Source organism: Thermoleptolyngbya oregonensis NK1-22 (assembly GCF_032705245.1).
Taxonomy (GTDB): Bacteria; Cyanobacteriota; Cyanobacteriia; order Elainellales; family Elainellaceae; genus Thermoleptolyngbya; species Thermoleptolyngbya sichuanensis.
In genome coordinates, this window is sequence record NZ_CP053540.1 from 41,196 (window position 1) to 62,903 (window position 21,708).

The window sequence follows — 21,708 nt, forward strand, 5'->3', positions numbered from 1 at the left end:
AGGGAAGCAGGGATCAGGGTGAGAGTCGGAATTCGCTTGCCTCAGAAGCAGCACCGTGAGAAGGGCAGGACTTTGCCCCTAGCTCCACTTCCGCTTGCGGCTAAAGGGGATGCCGTGGCTGCTGTGAAAATCGTCCTGCACTTTGTGGGTGAGGCGGCGAGAAACCTGGCGCACAATCTGGTTCAGCAGGCGATCGCCCGTGGTTTGCACCAGCGCCTTGGGAAGCGCCTGGATAAAGCGAGGGAACTGAATCGAAACCGCCAGGTCAAGCTCCCACTCTACGCGGGTCAGCATGGGTTCCGCAGGATTATCTGTCGCTGCATCTGCGGGCTGAACCATGTGCAGCGCAGCCTGAAAATCCACCTCATAGCCCGGTGCAACGTAGTCCGGAATGTCGATCGTCTCAATCCGATAGAAGCCGCGTTGATCCTGAGGCAGCAGGTTCAGGCCGATTTTGGGTTCCACCTCATAGCCAAATGCGCCAAAGCGACCGATCGTTAGGGCATAGCCGTTGTCTCCCAAGGGAGCCGCGTCCATCGGCTGGGCACAGCGGCGAAACCAAGTGCGGTGATCATCCAGGTAAGCGACAACCGTCGGCGCGTCAGCCAGCATTTCCATGCAGCTTGCGTAATGCCCGCGAAAATGAGTCGGTTCCATCGTATCGGGCGTTTCTTCGGTCGCCGACAGGCTGGCGCTGTCCACAAAGGCAGATGTCATCCCTAAAAGAGGGTTAGAAGCGTCGATGGACTGGTTGGTGGACCTTGCCTGCATAACGTGTGCGGATTGGTGAAGAAGTTGGCGAGGATCTGCCTGGGCACCCTGAGGGCGGCAAGCCGACGAGTCTACGGCAACTGTGCCAGCGATTTTGCGGTTGGCGCGATCGCCAGGGCTGTTACCAAACTTAACCTAAACTGACCTAAAGTGCCAAAGCGAAAGCTGGAAATTAACGCTGGCTCTATAGTTCTGATCTCTTTAGATCTTTATTTAGATTTCTATATGCTTAGAAGCTGACCAGATATCTACGATGATGGACATTTGTTTGCTGTCTAGGCTCAGCATAGCGGAAGGTTTTCGATGGCTACCATGATTGATTTACGGAAAGGTATGCCGCTTTTGGGGACAAAGACAGGGGCGATCGCCCGAAATGCGGCAAACTCCAGCGGATCTACGCAAAGCCTATATGACGTTGGTTTAACATGAGTTCGATCGCTTAGAAGGCTGCCGGAAGGCTCGGCAAAAGTCGTCAAGGCCATAGAAGATTTGTGGGAATTTGGATGACATGGAGGCGTGATACGACGGAGGTGATAGCTGATCTGCTTTAACTTCGTTTAACTTCAGATCCAGTCTCAGAGGGTGTTTGAAAAGGTATCGCCTGTAATGTTAAGCACTCAGAGATCCCCCCTAGCCCCCTTAAAAAGGGGGGAAACCGCCTTAAAGTCCCCCTTTTTAAGGGGGATTTAGGGGGATCTTGCACGCTTTGCTACAAACAGTAGGACTTTTCAAACATCCTCTCAGCTTTTCCTTAATAGACTTTTCTACCTTGTCGAACTCAGTTTATTTATCCCCCGCTGCCGATCCCACAGCCCTACCATGCCCTACTTCCGCCAGCAGCAAAACGTATTCTCCGACGACTATCTCACCGAGTTGCGGGGGCAGATTCGCGCCTGCCGCTATTTTGCAGTGAATAATTTGAACCGGGATTTTGTCGGCACGAAGGGGTTCTCGGTCGTGTTTCGTGGCGAAGGGCGATCGCACGTCGAAGCACAGTTTCCCTATTTCAAACCCTATCTGGACATCGCGCTCCAGCCCGACTGCAACGCCTTTTATCTGAATCCGCTGCTGCTCAAGGGCGGATCGCGGGTCGATCCGCATGTTGACCGATCGCTGCGATCCTACTGCAAAACCATCGAGCCGCCCGTCTGCGTCAGCGTGCTGTATGTGCAAGTGCCGGAGCCGTTGCAGGGCGGGGAATTGGTGCTGCGAAACCACCGCCAGCAGGTGGGGCAGATTCGCCCACGGGTGAATGCGCTGGTGTGGTTTCAGGGCAACCTGACGCATTCCATCAACGGTCTGAAAACCGAGGGCGATCGCCTCAGTTTGGTCTGCGAGCAGTACGCGCTGGAGGCGGACGAACTGCACGACATTCCCGAATTCACCATCGAGTCGCGGGCAAAGCTGGTGAAGCAGGCCTAATCCTGTATCTAGAATCAGGAGCTTTGCTAAGGGGTAGCATTGGCCGGACGCGGCGTGTCTAGAAAGCGGATATCGAGGCGATCGCCCACCTGCAAGCCCAGTTCCGCCGCTCGTCCTCCGGCCAGTTCAATCACCTGGTTCACCCGCTGCCTCGTCGGGCCGTAGGTCGGACAGGGCTGGCTTTCACAGGGCGGCGCACTGGCGACAATTTCCTTCACCTCGCCATCCAGCAAAAACACCATATCCAGCGGAATCAGCGTGTTCTGCATCCAAAACTGAACGGGCCGCGCAAACTCAAACGGAAACAGCATTCCCCGATCGGGCGGCAGTTCGGTGCGAAACATCAGCCCCATCGCCTGCTCTTGGGGCGTGCGGGCCACCTCTAGCTGAATCTGCTCATCGCCAATTTCCACTTCTGCCGAAATCGGCAAAACCTGCCCCCGAAAGGGTTGGGTTGCCGTTTCCTGTGGGCCACCGCCGGAGGGCACCTCTGGCATCGAAACCTCCGATGGGCTAGGGCTACAGCCCAGCAGCAGGGCGCTCAATCCCACTGCACTCGTCATACAGATCACGCGAAATCCCCGCTTCACCCAGCGATTCATATTACTCATTTCCAACCTTTCCAACCTTTCACGCTTCTCGCAAAACATAACCAACGCCGCGCACCGTCTGAATTAGCCGTTTTTCGCCTTCGTCTTCGATCTTGAGCCGCAGATAGCGCACATACACCTCAATCACGTTCGACTCCCCCATAAAGTCGTAGCCCCAGACGTTTTCTAGAATTTGCTCCCGCGTTAACACTTCTCGCGGATGCTCCATGAGGTATTTCAGCAGTTCAAACTCTTTCATGGTGAGGTCAATCACCCGATCTTGCCGCAGGGCGCAGCGGGTAGACAGATCCAAAACCAAATCAGCAAACCGCAGTTGTTCGCTGCCGGAGGTATCTGGCTTCAGGTAAAGCTGCACCAGGCGCAGAAAATCTTCGCTGCGATAGGGCTTGAGAAAATAGTCGTCGGCTCCGGCCTCCAGACAGGCCACCCGATCATCCACCAGATCCCGCGCCATCAGCAGCACCACAGGAACTCGCGCTCCACTGGCCCGTAGCTGCTGGCAGAGTGATAGACCCGACTCGCCGCCCAGCATCCGGTCGATCACAATCAGCGATGGCTGAAATTCGGCGGCCTGGCGAATCCCCGTGGTGTAGTCGTGGGCAATGGCGGTTTCGTAGCCCGATTCGCGCAGGTCATTGCTCAAGCTATGGGCCAGAATCTCATCTGGCTCGACGAGCAAGACACGGGGAGTAGGAGTTTGAGCCATAGGTAGCGCTATTTAGGTTGAGAGATTTCGGTAGAAGACTAGCTTGAAGCGTAAGTGTTAGTGCCTATGAAAACAGCGGCGATTCTCATCCGTTTTAGCATGTGGGGCGATCGCCCGGTGCGTTTGGGGGGATTTGGGACATCCTGGGGCGATCGCCCCAAACTTTTAGCATTTATCTAGCATTTTGCCGTCCGCAAACCTAGCCTGACTGATTAGATTAGAGGAGAAAGTTCACATAGCTCGTTACATATCAGGTTCGTGCATCCTACTGGGCTTCTACTGGGCATCTATTGGGCATCCATCGAGAGCAGGGGCAGAAGATGAAAATCATGACGAAGCGAGGTGTTTACCCTGCTGCCATTGGCGTTGTGCTGTTGGGGTTGACGGTTTGGTTCCTGAGTCAGTTCCAAATTTCTATTCAGTATGAAGGCGTGCCGTCTCCGGTCGCCCCGTCTCCGGCTGAAGATGAACCCCGCCCGCCCGCCATACCCAGCCCTGCCCCCCCCGCTGCCTCCCCTAGTGCTGCTTCCCCTAGTGCTGCCCCCACAGCCACACCCATTGCTGCGCCTGCTGCCCCCGCTCTTCAGAGTGCGATCGCCCAGGCAGGGGCCCTGCGAGTCAGCAACCAGACCGACCATCCCGTGCGGGTCGCGCTGCTCTCTCGCCAAACGAAGACCCGTAACGCAGACGGCTCCGAGCGTTATCCTGAACCCATCCATTGGGACTTTGCGCCGCAAGAAGGCAGCACCAAAGGTCTGCTGCTAGCGCTGCCCGAAGGCGAAGCGGATTTGCAGGTGCAGGCGGGTGACGTGATCACCGCCTTTGCCCAGGATGGATCGCGCCGCTACTGGGGCCCCTATGTGGTGGGTGAAACAGTGGCTCCAGTGTGGAATGCCACCAGCCAGGAGTGGGAGCTAGTGCTGTCCAAGTAGGCTGGACTAGATTTAGATAAGAAATTACGAAGTGCAAACTACTTCTTGGGGAACACCCAAAATGCCACACTCGGATCAGCCAGATGACGTGAGGAACGAGGCATGGTCGAGGAAGTCAAAGAGGCATTGGTTCACGATCAGATGACCCAGGATAGAACCGCTTTAGGTGTGTCTCTGGCGACGAGCCTGTGGATTTTGGGCGTGGGGCTGCCGCTGGCGGGCTTTGGGCTGTTGGGCTTTGGCGTTTGGACATTGGGCAATTTTCCCTGGGATGAGCCGATTTTGCAGGCCGTTCATGCAGCTAGCACGCCTGCACTCGATCGGATCGCCCAGGGGATGACGCGGTTGGGGTCGCCCTGGATCTTGCCGCCGCTGGCGGGGCTGATGGCCATCGCCCTAGTTCCGCTGCAACGCTGGCGATCGCTCCTCTACGTGGTGCTGTCCCTGGCTGGCAGCACCCTGATCAACATTGGACTCAAGGACTTGTGGAAGCGCGATCGCCCCTTTTTGTGGGAGTCTGGCGCACCCCGTCCGCATGATTTCTCGTTTCCCAGCGGCCACGCCATGACGAGCGTTGCCATCGGGGTCGTGCTGCTGATCTTGCTGGGGTCGTCGCGCTGGCGGCCATGGGCCGCATTGTTCGGGGTGCTATTTGTCTTAGCAATCGGCTGGACGCGGCTCTATCTGGGCGTGCATTATCCCAGCGATATTTTGGGGGGCTGGCTGGTGGCGATCGCTTGGACGGTCGGGCTGTCCCTGCTGATCCAGCCGCAGCGCGAAAAAATCAAGCCGCAGGACGAAAAGTAGTTTAATTTCTCAGCCAATTGCTCGGCTATTTCTCAGCTTTTGAGTCAACACCGCAGATTTTGGCGTTGTCAGACAGACGTGTGACTCTCGTGCTTGAGCGTCTTGCGGCCCTCACCCTAGCCCTCGGCAAAGGAGAGAGAACAGGAGTTCTTGCTTCCTACTGCAACGCAATTCTTATTAGCCAGACATCAGACAGGACTTACGCACTTGCGATCAGTTTTCTGAGTTTTGGAGGATTTCTCGCGGGCTGCGCCCCCGAGAAATCCTCCAACTGCGTGAGTTCTATCAGAAATAACCCGGAAATAGTCTATTTCCTCACCTTGGGAGTTTAAAGCAGTCCCGCAGATTTACAGAAAGTTCGCAGGGTTTTACGTGTTTATGCGTAGATACCCTGTCTTTTATGCATCTTATAATGCAGTCACGCTGATATTTATTACGTATAAGCACTGCTGCGGGCTGCTGCTCAGTATTGCTAAGTCGCAACTCTGAATCAGGGCTGCCACTCTGGAATCGCCAGCAGAATTGCCAAAAGGTTTACCAGCGGGCTTAATAGCGTCGGAATCTGCCGTATTTCAGGTAACACTGCCGGATTAAGGGTAACCATGTCAGGGATTTCCTCAGGGGCTTCTAGGCTGCATAGGGCGATCGCGGGTTATACTGAGAAGACTCAGATTAGTCTGCGTTCGTTTTGTAAGGGTGCCTGCTTTCAGACCAGCGCGTCTGGGAGCGCTAAGCAGATCTACTACTGGTTGCGGGTTAAACGTGTCGGTCTACGACGGCTTGCAGCTTGTGGTCAAGGAAGGCCGCTAAGAACTTTTCTCACTCGCGCTGGTATTTCGTTTACTAGCTTTGCTCATTCTGCTCTCTGTGGTTTGCATGGAGGGTATCGGACTCTTAACTGGAGGGCGCTGAACGGGTTAGCCGCTTCTCAGCGTCAACGGTTTATCCTCGGCATTCCGATTGGTCATGGCAGCCTTGCAGGCTGCGGCAAAGTCTACATCCTTGAACATTCGCAAGCTCAAGTTGTCTCTTCAGGGGCTTCCTCAAAGTGCCAGCCCTGGTCTATTTCAAATCCATTCTTGAATTAGCTTGCTTTTTGTACAGCGCTGCTTCCTGACTTAGCTGGCGAGATCTGAGCTAATAAGAGCTTGCCACCGCAGCACAAACGCAGAACCGCCTCCAGACAACCCAAAATCACCGCAGTTAATCATCGCCGTTTAAATTGCAGTTAATCATCGCCGTTTAAATTACTGAAAACGTCATGAACATTTACCAGAACGCAATGGAGTCGCTGGTCGAGCAGGAGGTCGATCGTCAGCTCAAAGCTTTGCCACCCAAGGTTGCCTCTTATATCAATCGGCTGGAGCTGATCGCCTATGCGCTGAACCAACTGCCCGCCCTCTACGCTACGTCTGAGCAAGGGTTGCAGCATCAGATTCGTCGGGGCATGGCCACCCACGGCACACAGGTCGCCCAGGCGGTGCAACGGGCGATCGCCGCGATTCGTCGTGATCCGCTGCGCTCCTATCAGCCGCTCCGGGCCAAGCAGTCCCCCATGCTGCAAGACGTACTCTGCCAACTGCGGCGCGTCCTGAAAAACGAGCGGCTCAGTTGGGAAACGCTGCCGATAGCCGTGGAGGAAGCGCTGACTGCGCCGCAGGGCCGGTTTGCGCCCGGTGCGTATCGCGCTGCATCCAGGGAAGCTGTGACGGCTAGTGTTTCGGCCCCTGCTTTAGCCCCTATTCCAGACAGCGCTTCGTCTTCGGTTGGAGCCAGCAGCTACGCCGCTCATCGTCTGCACGTTAGACCAGAGCGATCGCTCTCCCCATTCCCCAATCCCTCCGGAGTCTCTGTGCCACCCGCTGCGCCTTCGGCCCCGCCACCGCAGATGCCGCCCCGTCAGTCCGTCCGTCCGGCCGTTCGTCCTGCGAACTCGCCTGCTCCCCAGCCGACCAATCGCTTCCAAGGGGGCCGTCCGGCAGTCCAGCAGCGCCCGCCACAGCCGCCTGCCCGTCAGCCAGAGCAGCGGTCTGAGAATATCGAACCGCCTTCGGGATGGGATAGCTGCTTTTTCCGCTAGGGGGCAGATGGTTTGGGAGCATTGCCCACTGCGGCGATCGCCACCCCCAGCAAAATCACCGCCGCCCCCAGCAGCACGGAGCGCCCTGGGTTTTCCTGAAAGACTAGAAATCCCAAAATGCTGGAGCCAACGGGTTCTGCCAGAATCGTTAGTGTCACCAGCGTCGGCGACACCCAGCGGACTGCCCAGTTGAGGCTGGTATGCCCGATTGCCTGGGGAAACAGCGCCATCAGCAGCGTGTAGCCATACACCGCAGATGGGTAGCCCGTGTATCCCTGACCTGCCAGCAGCGGCAGCGGCAGCAGCACCAGCGCCGCCACGCTATAGGCCAGGGCTGCGTGATGCCCAATGCCCAATCCTTTGCGCTGCGCCTCACGCCCCAGCAAGAAATAGAAGCTCACGGCCCAAGACCCCACCAGCGCCAGCCCATTGCCCAGCAGCGGATTGCTACCCGCCGCGCTGCCTGTGCTGCTCCCCAGCCCAATCAAGAGACTGCCTGCGAGGGCGATCGCAATGCCCAGACTGGTCAATCCGGACGGTTTTTCCTTGAACCAGATCCACGACAGCAGCGCTACCCACACCGGATTCGTGGTTACCAGTGTCGTCGAGGCTGCAATCGACGTGTAGGACAGCGACGTAATCCAGGCGGCAAAATGCAGCGCCAGAAACACGCCTGCTCCGGCGGAATACAAGAGCGATCGCCGTACAGTTTTGCCCGCGTTATAAGGTTTGCCCGTGCTGCCAGGGTTGCTAGGGTTGCTAGTAGATTTCTCAGCGCTATCTCGTCGCAGCGCCTCCGCTGGAAACCCACGCCACGCCGGTAGCAAAATCAGCGCCGCCATCAACAGCCGCGTCGCCGCCAAAAACAGGCTAAACCCCGCACCCTCTGCGCCTGCCGCTTGCAACGCCAGCCGAATAAACAGCGCTGCCGTGGACACCGAAAGGATTCCAATCGTGAGAATCAGCCAGACGAGCCAGCCAGTCGGTCGAGAAGAAGCGTTTTGCAATTCAGGGGTTGGGGGTTAGGGTTGGTCTTGAAAGCGATTGTTAACGGGCTATCGCGAGCAATCGCTTTTCAATAAAGCCCTTAAATTCTATAGGACTTACTCAGGTGGACAATTTCTCGCGGGTGCAGCCCGCGAGAAATTGTCCAAAATCCAGAAAGCTTATTGCAAGTGCGTAAGTCCTGTTCTAATTTCACAGAGATGTGTTTGGGATGTCACTTTGTCGTCATAGCCTGCTCTTAAACTTTCAGATATGCATGCTCCTCACCCACCATCCCGGCCTCCCTGCCGGGATTTTTCATAGATTTCCTAAACGAAGAGCGAAAAGCGAAGAACGAAGAACGAAGGGGGCTTTTCGCCTTTGGATTAGTGCTTGAAGATTGGAATGATCCAGGCCAGGGCGATCGCCACTAGAATCAGCGCTTCCAGGAGCCTGACGCTATGGACCCAGGCTAGCCAGCCGCGCAGCGTGCTGAACTGACGCTGATGCCAGGTCTGGGCAATGTGCCCTGGCCAGTATCGGGGGTGATCTTTTGCTCGAAATCGCCAGTCTAGCATCGACATCAGCAGCGGCTGCCCGCCGACCTTAGCCGACATCAGCAAATGCAGCCCCAAAGCAAGCACCAGCACCACCCAAGACACCAGATGCGTCAAATACCAGGCGTGGTGTGTTTCGCCGCGTGGTAGCCAGCCAGAATCCATCATTTTGCCGGAAAACAGCGCAAACGTCATCGCCAGCAGCATAGCAGTATTCGTGCAGCGATGCAGCGCGTACCACCACACGGGTCGCGCTGGAGACGTGCGAGTCAGCGTGGCTAGCGAATCGGGCTGGGCCAGGCGGCGATCGCCCTGACGAAAGGCATACAGCACCAGCAGCGGAAACGCCAGCAGTGCATATAGCCCAAAGGTGCCGTGGATGCCTTCAACATCTGGCCAGTGCGGCAGGGGCAGGTCGATCCACCGGGCATCGTAGGTGTCGAACGTCCAAGCGGCGGTGAGGATGGCGGCGATCGCCGAAACTCCAGTCACGCCGTGCAAAATGCGGAGCAGCAGGGGTTGATAAGGACGGGCAGGCATGGATAGTTCAACATCCAAAAATCACAACGACGAATCACAGACGAATCACAACAGGCAAAATTTGGAACCGCGTTCCAAGGGCGATCGTAGCAAGCTACTCAGGAGCATCAACAGACCCAAACCATAGAAGATTTCAATGAACACCCCACAGAAACGTTCCTGAACGTGATGTGCGACTTTCAATCTGCCCTCATCCCCCAACCCCTTCTCCCAGCTTGGGAGAAGGGGAACAAGAGAGGCTTGAAGTTCCTCTCCCGCCCTGTGGGAGGGCTGAAAGCCTTCGGCATACCAGAAGAGGGGGAGGGGGTCGGCAAAGCTGTATATTGCGTCTTCTGAAAGATTGCTTTCTGTCTTGTCAGTCCGTCGTGTGAGTCCGTCGTGTGAGTCCGTCGTGTGAGTCCGTCGTGTAATTGATAGATATGTCGTGGGTCTGCTGTGCCCTGTCCCCTAACCTGTCAAGATAGAAAGAGCTGCTCTTGAAAATGCTTTAGAAAAGAATTGCCCGCAAAGAGCAACTGACTCCGTTCTGAAATTGCAGGAGGCACCCATGCGCTGGAACACGCGAATCGCAGCAGGACTGGGAATGGCGATCGCCCTCTTGATCGGCACCATTTTGGGCTGGAGTATGCCTGCCTATGCCCAGGCTGCAAAATATGCGCCGCCGCCGTCCTATAGCAATGCAGAACTGCGGAAACACGATTTTTCAGGACAGGAACTCCGTTCCGCCGAGTTTTCCAACGCCAATCTCGATCAGGCAAATTTTACGGGTGCAAATGTGCGCGGCGGCGTGTTCAGCGCGTCGGTTCTTACGGATGCAATTTTGCATGGCGCAGACTTGAGCAATGCCATGCTCGATCAGGTGAAATTTAAAGGAGCCGATCTGAGCGATGCAGTGTTGACAGAAACGATCCTTCTACGTTCCACCTTTCAGGATGTCAATATCACGGGCGCTGATTTTACCGATGCCATTTTGGATGGCGCTCAGGTGAAAGAACTGTGCAAAATTGCCGACGGGGTGAACCCTACAACGGGCGTGGAAACGCGATACTCGCTGGGGTGTCGGGATTAGGGCGATCGCACTTGAGCATAATACTTGAGCATAATACAGGAGGGCGATCGCCCCTTAATCACCTGATCGACTGGCTCACCGAACCTGGAGGCGGAAGCTATAGTTAATGCGATTACCGTCGGTCACGATTTTGGTGTAATACGTGCCAGCCTTTAGCTTAATCGAAAAGCGATCAGATTCCAGCGGGGCCCGCAGCGTATCGGATACCTTGAGGGCACGTTTTTTGTTGTCTAAAATAGCGCCCCGAATGTAGCGTCGGCTGATGAGTTCCTGAATGGTGACATTCAAAGACACCGTGCGCTGGCGAGTAATTTTGAACTTGAAGAAGTCTGGGCTTTTTTTACCCACATTCCCCGCAGCCGATCGGCTACTGCCCGCATTTAGCGTACCAAAGTTGCGTTCGCTGGAGGCTCGTACCGTCCGGGTGGGACGGAGGCTGTCGAAGGCAGTCGCTGCTCGCAACCCAGAGGGCTGTACACCCGCAGCAGCACGAAGTTCGGTTCCCAAAGCGGCTTGGTTCAAAGATCTGACATCAGAAAACATATATTAAATGACAGAGAGGATAAGGCAGTATAGACCAACCGCTGCCGAATTCTCGGTTTGCCGGGTTGCTCTGGTTGCAAAACGTATCATGGCTTAACAGGCGGCGATCGCCCCAGCCCATCGCTCGTTCCCAGCCTTGCTTCGGTGGCTATAGACGGTGCAACAATCGCGTGATTGCGTCATGAACTATCGGACTCATTCACCTTTGCTGGATTCATCCTTGGGTTCTACCGCGCCCAGCTTTTTGGGCAACTGCGTAACTCCTAATGAAGTCTATTGAGGTGAGTTGGGCTAAGGTGAGTTGGGCAGTGTCCGGCTTACCATTTAGGTTTTGGGTTCATGTTCTCGGTGTGTTCTCGGCATGTTCTCGGCAGACCTAGCAGCATAACGGTTGAGAATTCTAATCGCCTGCCTCAGAAATTCTGACGGCAGTTGGGCAGGGCGAACCGTTTCTGAATCGGTGACAACCCGGTACTATGGGAGTAATTTATGACGACTGATTGCAGATAGCCATGCCAGACGAAGCGACCAATCCTCCGGCTGAAGCCACATCGACACCGACCGAGGCGCAACCCGCCTCCGACACACCCGCAGCGACCCCCGATGAAAAGAAGCCCCCCCGCGCACCCAAAGCGCAATCTGGGGATGGCGAAGCGCCCGCGGCCAAGCCCAAGAAAGAAAAGCCACCTGCACTAGAAGACAAGCCCTTTGCAGACTTCATCACGCAGGACTATATGCCCAGCCTGAAAAAGGCAATGGCCGCCACAGGGTTTGACGATTTAGATCTAACGTTTGAGAAGCTGCCGCTGCCGATCAAGGGCATGGAGGAACTCGGCGCTTGCTGGCAGGTGCAGGGCAAGTTTCAAGGCGGGCAGCACCAGTTTCTGGTGGGCTTTGTAAAGGAAGATATCCAGGGGCAAAAGGTCTTTAGCTGCGCTGGGAATGGCGCAAGCCCTAGCCTGCTAGAGTCGTTTATGATTGACGAACGCAAGGTAACGCTGGACTTGATGGTGCTGTACACGTTGCAGCGGCTAAACGGGCAGAAGTGGCTAGTGGGCAACTAGCGTTAGCCCTGGCCCTGCGTCAGCGTTACCAAGCAATGTTCCTGACTTGTAGAATGCTGAGGAGGCGATCGCCATGTCATCTCTTCTCCGTCGGCTTTGGCTATGCAGCCTTTTGGCGATTCCGCTCTCCCTAGCAGAAGCACTGGTAGAGGGGGCGATCGCAGCTCAGCCCGATGCGCCCGATGCGTTGGGGCCGGTTGCGTCCGTTTCAGTCGCACCTGTTTCAGAGGTTGTAGCGGCTGAGGGTATCTCAGCGTCCGATTGGCCAGGGTCGCCCATTACCGAAGCTTTCGCAGATCCTCCGTCGATGCTGCCCGGAGCCTCAGCCAGCCTCGCCAATACCTCATCGGCTTGGGTGCTGGAAGAATTTGGAGCCACCGCCGAAATTTCTCCCCTTGCCGAGGTTCTGCTGGGCGAAGCGATTGACGAGTCTGCCGTGGCAGGGGAACGGGTTGACCCGATAGAGGCGAACCCAGACCCTGCGCCAATCCTGAACACAGCCGGTGAGCCATCTGCGGAGCCGCACCCTGAACTGGATGCGCTGACGGAACCAGTCGAACCAGTCGTCGCGGAGCCAGTCGTTACGGAGCCAGTCGCCGAGCCAGTCGCCGAGCCAGCGATCGCCGCACCGGAACCCAATGCTGCCCCGATCGACCCGGCGGTAGCGCTGGAACTGCTGCGAGAGGGGGATGCGCTGTGGCAGATGGGCCTGCGGCGCGAGGCAGAAGCCCGCTATCGGCTGGCAAAAGCGCCGTTTGATGAAGTGGATGTCGTCGAAGTGCCCCCGCTGGTCACCGAGCCAGAGGCGTTGCCCCCCGAAGGGCAGGTCTACTGGCGCGAGGCAGAGGCGGGGCGATCGCAGAATTCTCGTCCGCGCATGGAGTCTGCCCTGCGGCTCTTGACTCAGCAGCATCCAGAGTTTGTGCTGGGGCATCTGCGCTATGCCGAGGTGCTGGCGGCGGGCGATCGCTCGAACGAGGCGCTGGCGGTGCTGGAGCGGGCAGTGGGGCTATATCCTGATTCGGCAGAACTGGTGCAGGCACGGGTGGCGGCCCTGGCAACCAACGGACAACTGGTGGAAGCGGCGATCGCGGCGCGGCAGTTTGCCCTGATGTATCCCGATGATCCGGCGGCGGCGGAGTTTGAGGCGCTGGCGGCTCAGCACGCCAGAACCTTCCGCAATCGGCTGGAGCGCGATTTGCGAGCCGGGGCGATCGCCAACTTGCTGACTGGGGCGCTGGGCTTTGCGCTGACGGGCAACCTGTTTGGCCCCATCTCTTCAATTCAGACCGGAATCGCGCTGCTGCGGGGCGAAGAGAACGTGGGAGAGGCGATCGCCCGTCGTGCTGCCCGCCAGTTGCCGCTCATTCAGGATGAAGCGGTGAATGCCTACGTCAACGACATTGGGCAGCGCCTCGCCGCGATGACGGGGCGATCGGAATTTGAGTACGAGTTTTTCATTATCCGCGATCGCAGCCTCAACGCCTTTGCACTGCCGGGCGGCAAAATCTTCATCAACGCGGGCGCAATCCTGAAAGCCCGATCAGAAGCAGAGCTAGCCGGACTGATCGCCCACGAACTCGCCCACACCTCCCTCTCGCATGGCTTCCAGCTTGCGGTCGATGCCAACACCCTAGGCAACGCCTTCCAGCTCATTCCCTATGGCGGCTATGCGGCAAACCTGCTCTATTTCAACTACAGCCGCGACATGGAGCGCCAGGCCGATGCCTTTGGGACGCGACTGCTGGCCTCGGCAGGCTACGCAGCGGACGGGCTGCACGGGCTGATGGTGACGCTGGCAAAACAAGAGCGGCGAGTCGCCCCCTTCGAGTGGCTCTCCACCCACCCCGATACCCGTGAGCGGCAGCGCAACATCGAGCGACAAATCCGCCAGAACGGATATAACCGCTACGCTTACGAGGGCATCGATCGCCACGCCGCCATGCGCCTGCGGGTGCAGACCGAACTGGGGCTGACGCGCCTCCGCAAGCCCACCGCCGAGCGCCGTCCCAATCGCTAGCCTCAGACTAGAGCAGGCGGCCCCGACACCCAAGTTTGCAAGTTTGTAACCCTCAACCCGACATGACCCAAACTCACCCCTCCTCAAACTCCCCTCGCTTAGAAATCTTGCAGTTGGGCAATCCCAGGTTGAGAGACACAGCGCGGGCGATCGCCTCTTCCAGTGATCCTGCCCTGCAAGCCCTTATTGATCAGCTCTTGGTCACGATGCACGCATCAAACGGCGTGGGTATCGCTGCGCCCCAGGTCGGGCAGCCCATTTGTCTAGTCATCGTCGCGTCGCGCCCAAACCCGCGCTACCCCGATGCGCCAGAGATGGAGCCGCTGCCCATGCTGAACCCGCGCCTGCTCAGCCATTCCGACGAAACGCTGAAAGGCTGGGAGGGCTGCCTCAGCGTGCCAGGGATTCGCGGCCTCGTGCCCCGCTATCGTGAAATTGAGGTGGAATATGGCGATCGCCACGGCAATCTGCGCCGTCAGGTCTTTACTGATTTCGTGGCCCGCATTGTCCAGCACGAAGTCGATCACCTAAAGGGTCTGGTATTTGTCGATCGCGTGGAAACAACCCGTGACCTGATCACCGAGCAGGAATACCAAAAGCTGCTGTCGTAGGGGAATGCTGTAACTTACCTGCGGTTACAAAATCTGAAACAAGCCATTAGCCGCTGTAGCAACACGACATAATAGCTGCCAACGTTGCGGCGAAACCGAACGATGGTACAGGACGCGAGGCTTTATCAAATTGGCTTTTTGGCGCTGTTTTTGCTGTTGGGGGCGGGCACACGGGACTGGTCGCTGAACCCGGTCGTGGTGCTGTCGGCGATCGCCACTTGCCTCATCACTCAGGCACTTTGCGGAGCCGTATTTTATCCATCAGATTCATTAGATCCAGAGCTAGAAGATCCAGAAACAGAAGATCCAGAGACAGACACAGCCAATCCCATAGGCGACCTCTGGGGGGCGATCGCCCTGCGGTGTCGCAATCCCCAAATTCTCTCCAGTCTGCCCAGTGCGCTGGTGACGGGGCTGGGAATGAGCCTGCTGCTGCGGGTCGAGCATCCGCTGACGATGGCGCTGGCGGTGATGGGGGCGATCGCCAGCAAGTTTGTGCTGCGGCTGCGGGGCAGGCATGTATTTAATCCCGGCAATTTTGGCATTGTCATGGCGCTCATGCTGTCGGGCGATGCCTGGATTTCGCCGGGGCAGTGGGGCGAGAGTGGCTGGTATGGACTGCTGTTTTTGGGGGCGGGTGGGCTGGTGCTGCAAAAGGTGGGGCGCTGGGACACGTCGGCCGCGTTTCTCGGCAGCTATGCGGTGCTAGAGGCCGGGCGAAACCTGTGGCTGGGCTGGACGTGGGACGTGTGGGCGCATCGGCTCACCAGTGGCTCGCTGCTGGTCTTTGCGCTGTTTATGATTACCGACCCGCGCACGATTCCCAATTCCCGCACGGGACGGCTGATCTGGGCCGGGGCGATCGCGCTTCTTACCTTTATATTGCGGAATGTTTTCTTTCTCTCTACGGCTCCCTTTTGGGCCCTGTTTGCCTTGGCTCCGCTGAGTCTGCTGCTGGACTGGCTGCTGCCTGCCGCCCGGTTCGAGTGGTCGCAGTCGGCGCTGCGGCTCCCGTTTTCTCCCAGACTCGCATTTCGACAAAAATACGTTCCTGAATAGGTGGTTCTATGAAATCTCTGCTTAAACATTCGCTGAACTCTTTACGGTCTTTTCGAGTGTGGGCGATCGCCCTCATGGCAATCCTGCTCACGTTCACAGTTTCATCCAAAGCGCTGGCATTTTGCGGGTTTTATGTGGCAAAAGCCGATGCGAAGCTGTATAACCAGGCTTCTCAAGTGGCGATCGCCCGCAGTGGCAATCGCACGGTGCTGACGATGGCGAATGATTATCAGGGTGATGTCAAAGACTTTGCGATGGTCGTCCCGGTTCCCGTAGTTTTGCAGCGCGAACAGGTGCAAATAGCCGATTCACGGATCATCGAGCGGCTCGATTCGTTTAGCGCACCGAGATTGGTGGAATACTTCGACCCTGATCCGTGCGCTCCGCCCATCTTCTGGAACCGCCCAATGGCCGCTCCGGCGATGGAAAGTGCCGCTCCCGGTCGGGCTGGACGAAGCAATCAGGCGCTCGGGGTGACGGTAGAAGAACGGTTCACCGTCGGCGAGTACGATATTTTGATTCTCAGCGCCCGCGAGTCTGATGGATTGGAAACCTGGCTGGTGCAAAATGGCTACCGCATTCCCCAGGGTGCGCGAGACCTGCTGCGTCCCTACATTCGCCAGCGGATGAAGTTCTTTGTGGCAAAGGTGAATCTGGAGGAATACGAAAATTCGGGCTATCAGGCGTTGCGTCCGCTGCAAATGACCTACGAGTCGCCTCGATTTATGCTGCCGCTGCGGTTGGGCATGGTCAACGCTGACACGTCTCAGGATTTGCTAGTCTACATTTTGTCGCCGGAGGGGCAGGCAGAAGTCAGCAACTATCGCACGGTGAAGGTGCCGTCGGATGCAGAAATTCCGGTATACGTGAAGGACGAGTTTAGCGACTTTTACAAAGCCATGTTCCAGACCAGCTACACTCGCGAGGGGCGCAATGTGGCGTTTTTGGAATATGCCTGGGATATGGGAAGCTGCGACCCCTGCTCGGCGGAGCCGCTGTCGCCAGAGGAACTGCGGCAGGCGGGGGTGTTTTGGACGCGCCCGGAGATGCCCAATAACGTATTCATCACGCGGCTGCATGTGCGCTATACCCGCGATAAGTTTCCGGAAGACCTGATTTTTCAGCAGACCAACAACCGCAGCCTATTTCAGGGGCGCTATATCCTAAGGCATCCCTATACGGGCGAGATGGCGTGTGAGGCAGGGCGGCAATATCGGCGATCGCTCCGGCAGCGCTTCGAGCAAGAAGCCCAAACCCTAGCCCGACTTACAGGCTGGAATATCCGCGACATCCGCGATAAGTTACCCCAGATTCGGGCTGAGCAATTTCCGGCGTTGCCGCTGGTCGCACGATTGCAACAGTTGGTGGGGCGAGTGATGGAGAGATAGAACAGTGCGGGTGAAGTGGTAAGGAGGTGAGTCGGATCGGGTAGGTTTAGTCGAGATCCAATTAAGTTACTCTAAGTGACTCTCAAGTTACTTTCCTGATCGCCTCATCCCATCATCAGCCCGCGCCCGAACTCTTATTTGAGCTACTATTTGAGCTACCGTTTTGAGCTACCGTCCTCCGACCGTAATCGCATCGACCTTTAGGTGGGGCTGTCCGACGGTGACGTAGATGCCGCCGCTGATGGAGCCGCAGAAGCCCGCCGCTAGCCCCAAATCTTGGGAACACATGGAGATGCGCTGCATGATTTCTACCGCTTCGCCAATCAGAGTTGCGCCCTTGAGGGGCTTGGTGATTTTGCCGTTTTCAATCAGGTAGGCTTCGTCCACCGCAAAGTTAAACTGACCCGTTGCACCGACGCTGCCGCCGCCCATTTTTTTACAGTAAATCCCTTTGTCGATGGAGGCGAAGAGGTCGTCGAGAGAGTGCGGCCCCGGCGCGATGTAGGTATTCCGCATTCGGCTGGCGGCGGCGTAGGTGTAGTTTTGGCGGCGGCCGCTGCCCGTGCGGGGGTGGCCGGTTCGCATAAACCCAGCGCGATCGCTCAGGAAGTTTTTCAGAATGCCGTTTTCGATTAGCAATGTGCGCTGAGCAGGCATCCCCTCGTCGTCCATGTCAATCGTGCCAAAGGCGTTGGGCGATCGCCCTTCGTCCCAGGCGGTCAGCGCTTCATGGGCAATCTTCTCCCCCTTTTTGTCGATAAAGGGCGTAGTCTTGCGCTCGATCTGCGTCGTCTCCAGCAGGTGGCCGCAGGCTTCGTGGAAGATCACGCCGCCAAAGTGATTCGCCATCACCACCGGGTACGTGCCAGACTCGACATAATCGGCGTAGAGCATTTTTCCGGCAGAGTCCGCCACTTCTTCGGCAGTGCTGTCCATATCCCAGGTGCGAAGAAAATCGGGCTGGCTGGTGCTGCCGATGCGCTGTCCAATGGAGGCACGGTGGTCGCCATCGGCGCAGAGCAGGCTAAACCCGGTGGATTGCGTCAGGCGAATATCTCGCGCAAAGGTGCCGTCGCTCGCCGCCACCAGCACTTCCTGCCAGTCGCGAAAGTAGGAGGCGCGGCGCGACTGGACGTGGCTGGCCTTTTTGCCGAGGCGATCACTCGCTGCCAGCAAAATTTCGCCCATCTCGCGAATCGAGCTACACTGCTCCAGCCAGGCTTCCTTGCCCTTGCGCGTACCATAGTCCCGCAGCGGTTCTAGCACCACTTCCGGGATAAACGCATTGCCGCTGGGCAGTTCTAGCCCCATGATGGACAACGCCTTTTCTAGCGCCAGCTTTAGCCCGCTAAAGGTCAGATCATTGGTGCTGACGTAGCAGTCGGCCTTGCCGCGAAACACGCGCACACCCGCGCCCGTGGTCAAGCTGGGCGAAATGCTGGTGATGGTATCGTCTTCGGCCAGGCAGTTAATATAGTTAACCCGTTCCAGGAAGAACTCGACAAAATCGGCTCCGGCCGCCCGACCCAGCCCCAGCAGCGTAGACAGCGGCGCATCCCACGACTCATCAAAGCGATCGCGCGGCGCAGCATAGCTGAGATGGGGCAGCTTCGCAGGGGTAAGCAGCGTATCGGGCAGGCTGGTCAATAGCATTAGGCAGTCCTCTCAGGGCGCAGCAGTCGGCGTTTCTCACAGTTTAGCAAGGAAGCTTGGGGAGCGTTATGCCAATGCCCCTAGTGGAACCTCAATACGCAGTGCCTTGCCCAGCGACAGCAGCGGTTGAAGCAGCGCCAGTTCAGCTTTGGCAGCCGCATCAGAGTGTTGCTGTGCGACAGACCAGCGGGGCAGGAGGTAGCGGTGGAGCGATCGCCAGTACAACTCCTGCACTCGATCCAGCGCCAGTCCCAGATGAAGCTGCTCGCCGATGGCTAGCAGTTGCTCAATCCAGACCAGCGTTGGCTCCAGGGTGTCCAGTTCCGATTCGTTGAGAGCTTGCCACAGCAGCCGCAGGATCAGCCGCTCCAGGATTTGTCTGGCTGGGGTCACAGTCAGATGGCAGTGGAGTTGGTTGGCTTCGGCGGCGATCGCCTCTAGTTCCGATAAATAGCTGTCGCACAATTCGGGATTGGTGGGGGGCAAATCAGAGGTTTCGCGCTCTAGAGCTTGCAGGGAGTGGGTCAGCCGATGGGCGATCGCAATTTCGGCGGCGACTTGCATCTCACGGGGCGGCTCCAGAGCATCCCGATGAAACGCCCGCAGCACGCCGTAGTTGTCGCGATAGACCTGGGTATACAACTGATCCAGGCGGGTCAGGGTTTCCTGACTGAGCAGGTGCATCAGCCGATGACGCTCCTCGGCAAACAGATCTTGCAGGCTAAAGGAGCGATTCCCGCAGGGATTGCTTTGCGAATCGCCAAAGGTGCGCGTCATCGCCAAAATCACCTGCGCCGCACTGGCCAGCGACAGCGCCTCAAACAACTCATCCCGCAATTGCAAATAGGCGCGACGACCGCTGGCGGACCGAATGCAGCAGTGAAAATCCCAGCCGCCCAGGTGTAGCACCGCAAACTCCAGATTCACCACCTCGCGGGTGATCTCGGAGGTCAACTGCACCTGCCCCAGGGCTAGCGTCAGCGATCCCATGCGGCGAAGCTGATAGTCTAACCGCTGGACGCTATAGCAATAGAGACGCTGCTCCTGGGGATAGCTGTGGAAGAGGGAACTGATGGCATAGTGCGCGGCCACCTGCTCTGGCGTGATGCGGGCAGGCGCAACCAGTTGGCGATAGAGTTCCGCGCCGTTGCCAAACTGTTCCACATTGCTGGGGATCGCCGCCAGACGACGGACAAACTCTGGTTCCAGGCGAACTGCGGCAAGGTCTTCTGCCAGTTCCAGGGCGCGGGCAGCATAGCGCAAAATCTGCGTTCCCTCCGGCCGCGACACCTCTTCAAAAAACCAGCCGCAACTGGTGTACATCAGCAGAGAATGGCGCTGCATTTCCAGCAGCTTCAGCGCTTCGACCCGTTCGGCCGGTGTCAGATCGTGGCTTTGGTAAGCTGCGAAAAACGTATCGAGAGCGGTATCAGAACGCTCGCCCAACACAGCGACATAGCCATCCCGCGCCGCCCAAGGATCGCGGAAAAACGAACCACCGGACTGTTCGTAAATTGCAATTAGCTGATCCCGCAGCCAGTCCAGCGCATCCCGCAGCGGCCGCCGCCATTTCTGATGCCACACGCCGCCCCCACCACAGCCGCAGTCGTCTTGCCAGCGATCGACCCCGTGGGAACAACTCCACGCCGTTACGGGCTTTAGCTCCACTTCCCAAGTGGGCGGGTGCAGGCTGAGGTAGTGGGCAAAATTTGTCACCAGCCAGCCCCGCTGAGGAAACTCGTGGGTAAAGGCGTAGGCCAGCGCTTTTTCCGTGCCGCCTTTGTGGTGCCCAAAGGTTTCGCCGTCGGTGGCCACCGAGATCAACTGAGCAGGACGATGATCCCCGCGCACGGCCTGCCCAATGCGTCCCACAAAATGCTCGGAACTGCTCAGCACGTCGTTAAAGCCCATGTCGCGGGAAATGGGGCCATCGTAAAAGAAAATGTCGATGTAGGGCGTATCAGCCAGGTTCGGGTCGGCTCCGGCTTTACCCAGTCCATCTTGCCCCAGGATGCCGTCGCGCTGGAAATGGGGCGAATTCAAGAAGCAGCGATAGGGGCGCACGGGGTCGATCTGGCTGCCGCCGACTTCGATCCAGTGGGGATCGCGCTCGTCGGGGGTGGGCAGGGGTCGGCAGCGCTGGGCCTGCGACGGAGCCAGGATAATGAAGCGAATGCCCTCTTCTGCCAGGATTCGCAGCGTCGAGTAGTCTACCGCCGTTTCTGCCAGCCACATGCCTTCGGGATCGCGCCCAAATCTGGCTTTGAAGTCTGCCTTGCCCCAGCGAATCTGGGTGCGCTTGTCGCGGTCGTTGGCCAGGGGCAGGATGATGTGATTATAGACCTGGGCGATCGCATTTCCGTGGCCTCCCAGGCGATCGCAGCTTCTGCGGTCTGCGTCTAGAATGCGCTGGTAGACTTCAGGATCGGCATGTTCCAGCCAGCTCATCAGCGTCGGGCCGATGTTGAAGCTGAGATACTCGTAGTTGTTGACGATCCCCAGCAGGTCGCCCTGGTCGCTTAGGACGCGGGCAAAGGCGTTAGGGCGATAGCACTCGTAGTGGATGCGCTCATTCCAGTCGTGATAAGGGGAGGCGCTGGGCTGCCGCTCGATGGCGTTCAGGTAGGGATTTTCGCGGGGCGGCTGGTAGAAATGCCCGTGGACGGTAACGTAAATCCCTGTTGCCGAACGCTCTCCCTGGGTATCGCAGGCAGGTGGGTCGGTGTGCAACTGCCGATTGAGCGCGGAATCGGCTAGGTCATTGAGTCGTAAACTATCGGTCTGAAACGCCAAAGCAGACCATTCGGAGCGAGAATCGTGGCGAGAAAAAGTCATGCAACGTGTCCAAAATCTACAGAACCCAAATACATCGCGGTCTGCTCCGGGACATT

18 protein-coding genes are annotated in these 21,708 nt (G+C 57.6%); 10 read left to right on the top strand and 8 right to left on the bottom strand.

Annotation, left to right across the window (positions count from 1 at the left end):
* Nucleotides 1-78 precede the first annotated feature (78 nt).
* Nucleotides 79-717 (bottom strand): DUF1997 domain-containing protein, encoded by a 639-nt coding sequence (locus HNI00_RS00205; protein ID WP_316789621.1) that lies wholly within the window; start codon nucleotides 715-717, stop codon nucleotides 79-81.
* A gap of 873 nt (nucleotides 718-1,590) precedes the next feature.
* Here HNI00_RS00205 and HNI00_RS00210 point away from each other — a divergent pair.
* Nucleotides 1,591-2,193 carry a 2OG-Fe(II) oxygenase gene (locus HNI00_RS00210; protein WP_316789623.1) on the top strand — a complete coding sequence of 201 codons (603 nt, stop codon included), beginning with the start codon at nucleotides 1,591-1,593 and terminating at the stop codon, nucleotides 2,191-2,193.
* A gap of 26 nt (nucleotides 2,194-2,219) precedes the next feature.
* On the opposite strand, the gene HNI00_RS00215 is transcribed toward HNI00_RS00210, so the two are convergent.
* Nucleotides 2,220-2,804, bottom strand: a complete 585-nt coding sequence (locus HNI00_RS00215) for a DUF192 domain-containing protein (RefSeq protein WP_316789625.1) — start codon at nucleotides 2,802-2,804, stop codon at nucleotides 2,220-2,222.
* A 19-nt stretch (nucleotides 2,805-2,823) separates the two neighbouring features.
* Nucleotides 2,824-3,510 (bottom strand): response regulator transcription factor NblR, encoded by a 687-nt coding sequence (nblR, locus tag HNI00_RS00220; RefSeq protein ID WP_316789627.1) that lies wholly within the window; start codon nucleotides 3,508-3,510, stop codon nucleotides 2,824-2,826.
* A 320-nt stretch (nucleotides 3,511-3,830) separates the two neighbouring features.
* Here nblR and HNI00_RS00225 point away from each other — a divergent pair, with 320 nt between their 5' ends.
* From HNI00_RS00225 to HNI00_RS00235, 3 genes are all read left to right on the top strand, one after another.
* Entirely contained in the window at nucleotides 3,831-4,442 is a 612-nt protein-coding gene (locus HNI00_RS00225; protein WP_474769164.1) for a hypothetical protein, read from the top strand.
* 102 nt (nucleotides 4,443-4,544) lie between these two features.
* The gene (locus HNI00_RS00230; protein ID WP_316789630.1) at nucleotides 4,545-5,249 is read left to right on the top strand and encodes a phosphatase PAP2 family protein; all 705 of its coding nucleotides are present in this window, start codon (nucleotides 4,545-4,547) and stop codon (nucleotides 5,247-5,249) included.
* Nucleotides 5,250-6,510: 1,261 nt separating this feature from the next.
* Nucleotides 6,511-7,329 carry a late competence development ComFB family protein gene (locus tag HNI00_RS00235; RefSeq protein WP_316789632.1) on the top strand — a complete coding sequence of 273 codons (819 nt, stop codon included), beginning with the start codon at nucleotides 6,511-6,513 and terminating at the stop codon, nucleotides 7,327-7,329.
* On the opposite strand, the gene HNI00_RS00240 is transcribed toward HNI00_RS00235, so the two are convergent.
* Entirely contained in the window at nucleotides 7,326-8,336 is a 1,011-nt protein-coding gene (locus tag HNI00_RS00240; protein ID WP_316789634.1) for a DMT family transporter, read from the bottom strand. The two genes, HNI00_RS00235 and HNI00_RS00240, sit on opposite strands and share 4 nt — an antisense overlap.
* A 363-nt stretch (nucleotides 8,337-8,699) precedes the next feature.
* Nucleotides 8,700-9,410: a cytochrome b/b6 domain-containing protein gene (locus tag HNI00_RS00245; protein WP_316789636.1), complete on the bottom strand. Its 711-nt coding sequence runs from the start codon at nucleotides 9,408-9,410 to the stop codon at nucleotides 8,700-8,702.
* A gap of 547 nt (nucleotides 9,411-9,957) precedes the next feature.
* On the opposite strand from HNI00_RS00245, the gene HNI00_RS00250 reads away from it, so the two are divergent.
* Nucleotides 9,958-10,479: a pentapeptide repeat-containing protein gene (locus tag HNI00_RS00250; RefSeq protein WP_255548881.1), complete on the top strand. Its 522-nt coding sequence runs from the start codon at nucleotides 9,958-9,960 to the stop codon at nucleotides 10,477-10,479.
* 75 nt (nucleotides 10,480-10,554) lie between these two features.
* Here HNI00_RS00250 and HNI00_RS00255 read toward each other — a convergent pair whose 3' ends face one another.
* Nucleotides 10,555-10,986: a hypothetical protein gene (locus HNI00_RS00255; RefSeq protein ID WP_316789639.1), complete on the bottom strand. Its 432-nt coding sequence runs from the start codon at nucleotides 10,984-10,986 to the stop codon at nucleotides 10,555-10,557.
* Nucleotides 10,987-11,534: 548 nt separating this feature from the next.
* On the opposite strand from HNI00_RS00255, the gene HNI00_RS00260 reads away from it, so the two are divergent.
* The 5 genes from HNI00_RS00260 to HNI00_RS00280 all read left to right on the top strand — a co-directional run bounded on the left by HNI00_RS00260 (nucleotide 11,535) and on the right by HNI00_RS00280 (nucleotide 17,164).
* Nucleotides 11,535-12,086, top strand: a complete 552-nt coding sequence (locus HNI00_RS00260; RefSeq protein WP_316789641.1) for a DUF2996 domain-containing protein — start codon at nucleotides 11,535-11,537, stop codon at nucleotides 12,084-12,086.
* A 73-nt stretch (nucleotides 12,087-12,159) separates the two neighbouring features.
* Nucleotides 12,160-14,106: a M48 family metalloprotease gene (locus tag HNI00_RS00265; protein WP_316789643.1), complete on the top strand. Its 1,947-nt coding sequence runs from the start codon at nucleotides 12,160-12,162 to the stop codon at nucleotides 14,104-14,106.
* Between the two features lie 62 nt (nucleotides 14,107-14,168).
* Complete coding sequence (def, locus tag HNI00_RS00270) at nucleotides 14,169-14,717, top strand: peptide deformylase (RefSeq protein ID WP_316789645.1); 549 nt, start codon at nucleotides 14,169-14,171, stop codon at nucleotides 14,715-14,717.
* 102 nt (nucleotides 14,718-14,819) lie between these two features.
* Complete coding sequence (locus tag HNI00_RS00275; protein WP_316789647.1) at nucleotides 14,820-15,776, top strand: RnfABCDGE type electron transport complex subunit D; 957 nt, start codon at nucleotides 14,820-14,822, stop codon at nucleotides 15,774-15,776.
* A gap of 74 nt (nucleotides 15,777-15,850) precedes the next feature.
* On the top strand, nucleotides 15,851-17,164 hold the full coding sequence (locus HNI00_RS00280) for a DUF2330 domain-containing protein (RefSeq protein WP_420156262.1): 1,314 nt from the start codon (nucleotides 15,851-15,853) through the stop codon (nucleotides 17,162-17,164).
* Nucleotides 17,165-17,332: 168 nt separating this feature from the next.
* Here HNI00_RS00280 and HNI00_RS00285 read toward each other — a convergent pair whose 3' ends face one another.
* Nucleotides 17,333-18,817 carry a TldD/PmbA family protein gene (locus tag HNI00_RS00285; protein ID WP_316789651.1) on the bottom strand — a complete coding sequence of 495 codons (1,485 nt, stop codon included), beginning with the start codon at nucleotides 18,815-18,817 and terminating at the stop codon, nucleotides 17,333-17,335.
* Between the two features lie 66 nt (nucleotides 18,818-18,883).
* A complete protein-coding gene (locus HNI00_RS00290; protein WP_316789653.1) occupies nucleotides 18,884-21,652 on the bottom strand; it encodes a DUF3536 domain-containing protein in 2,769 nt (922 codons plus the stop codon).
* Nucleotides 21,653-21,708: the final 56 nt, after the last annotated feature.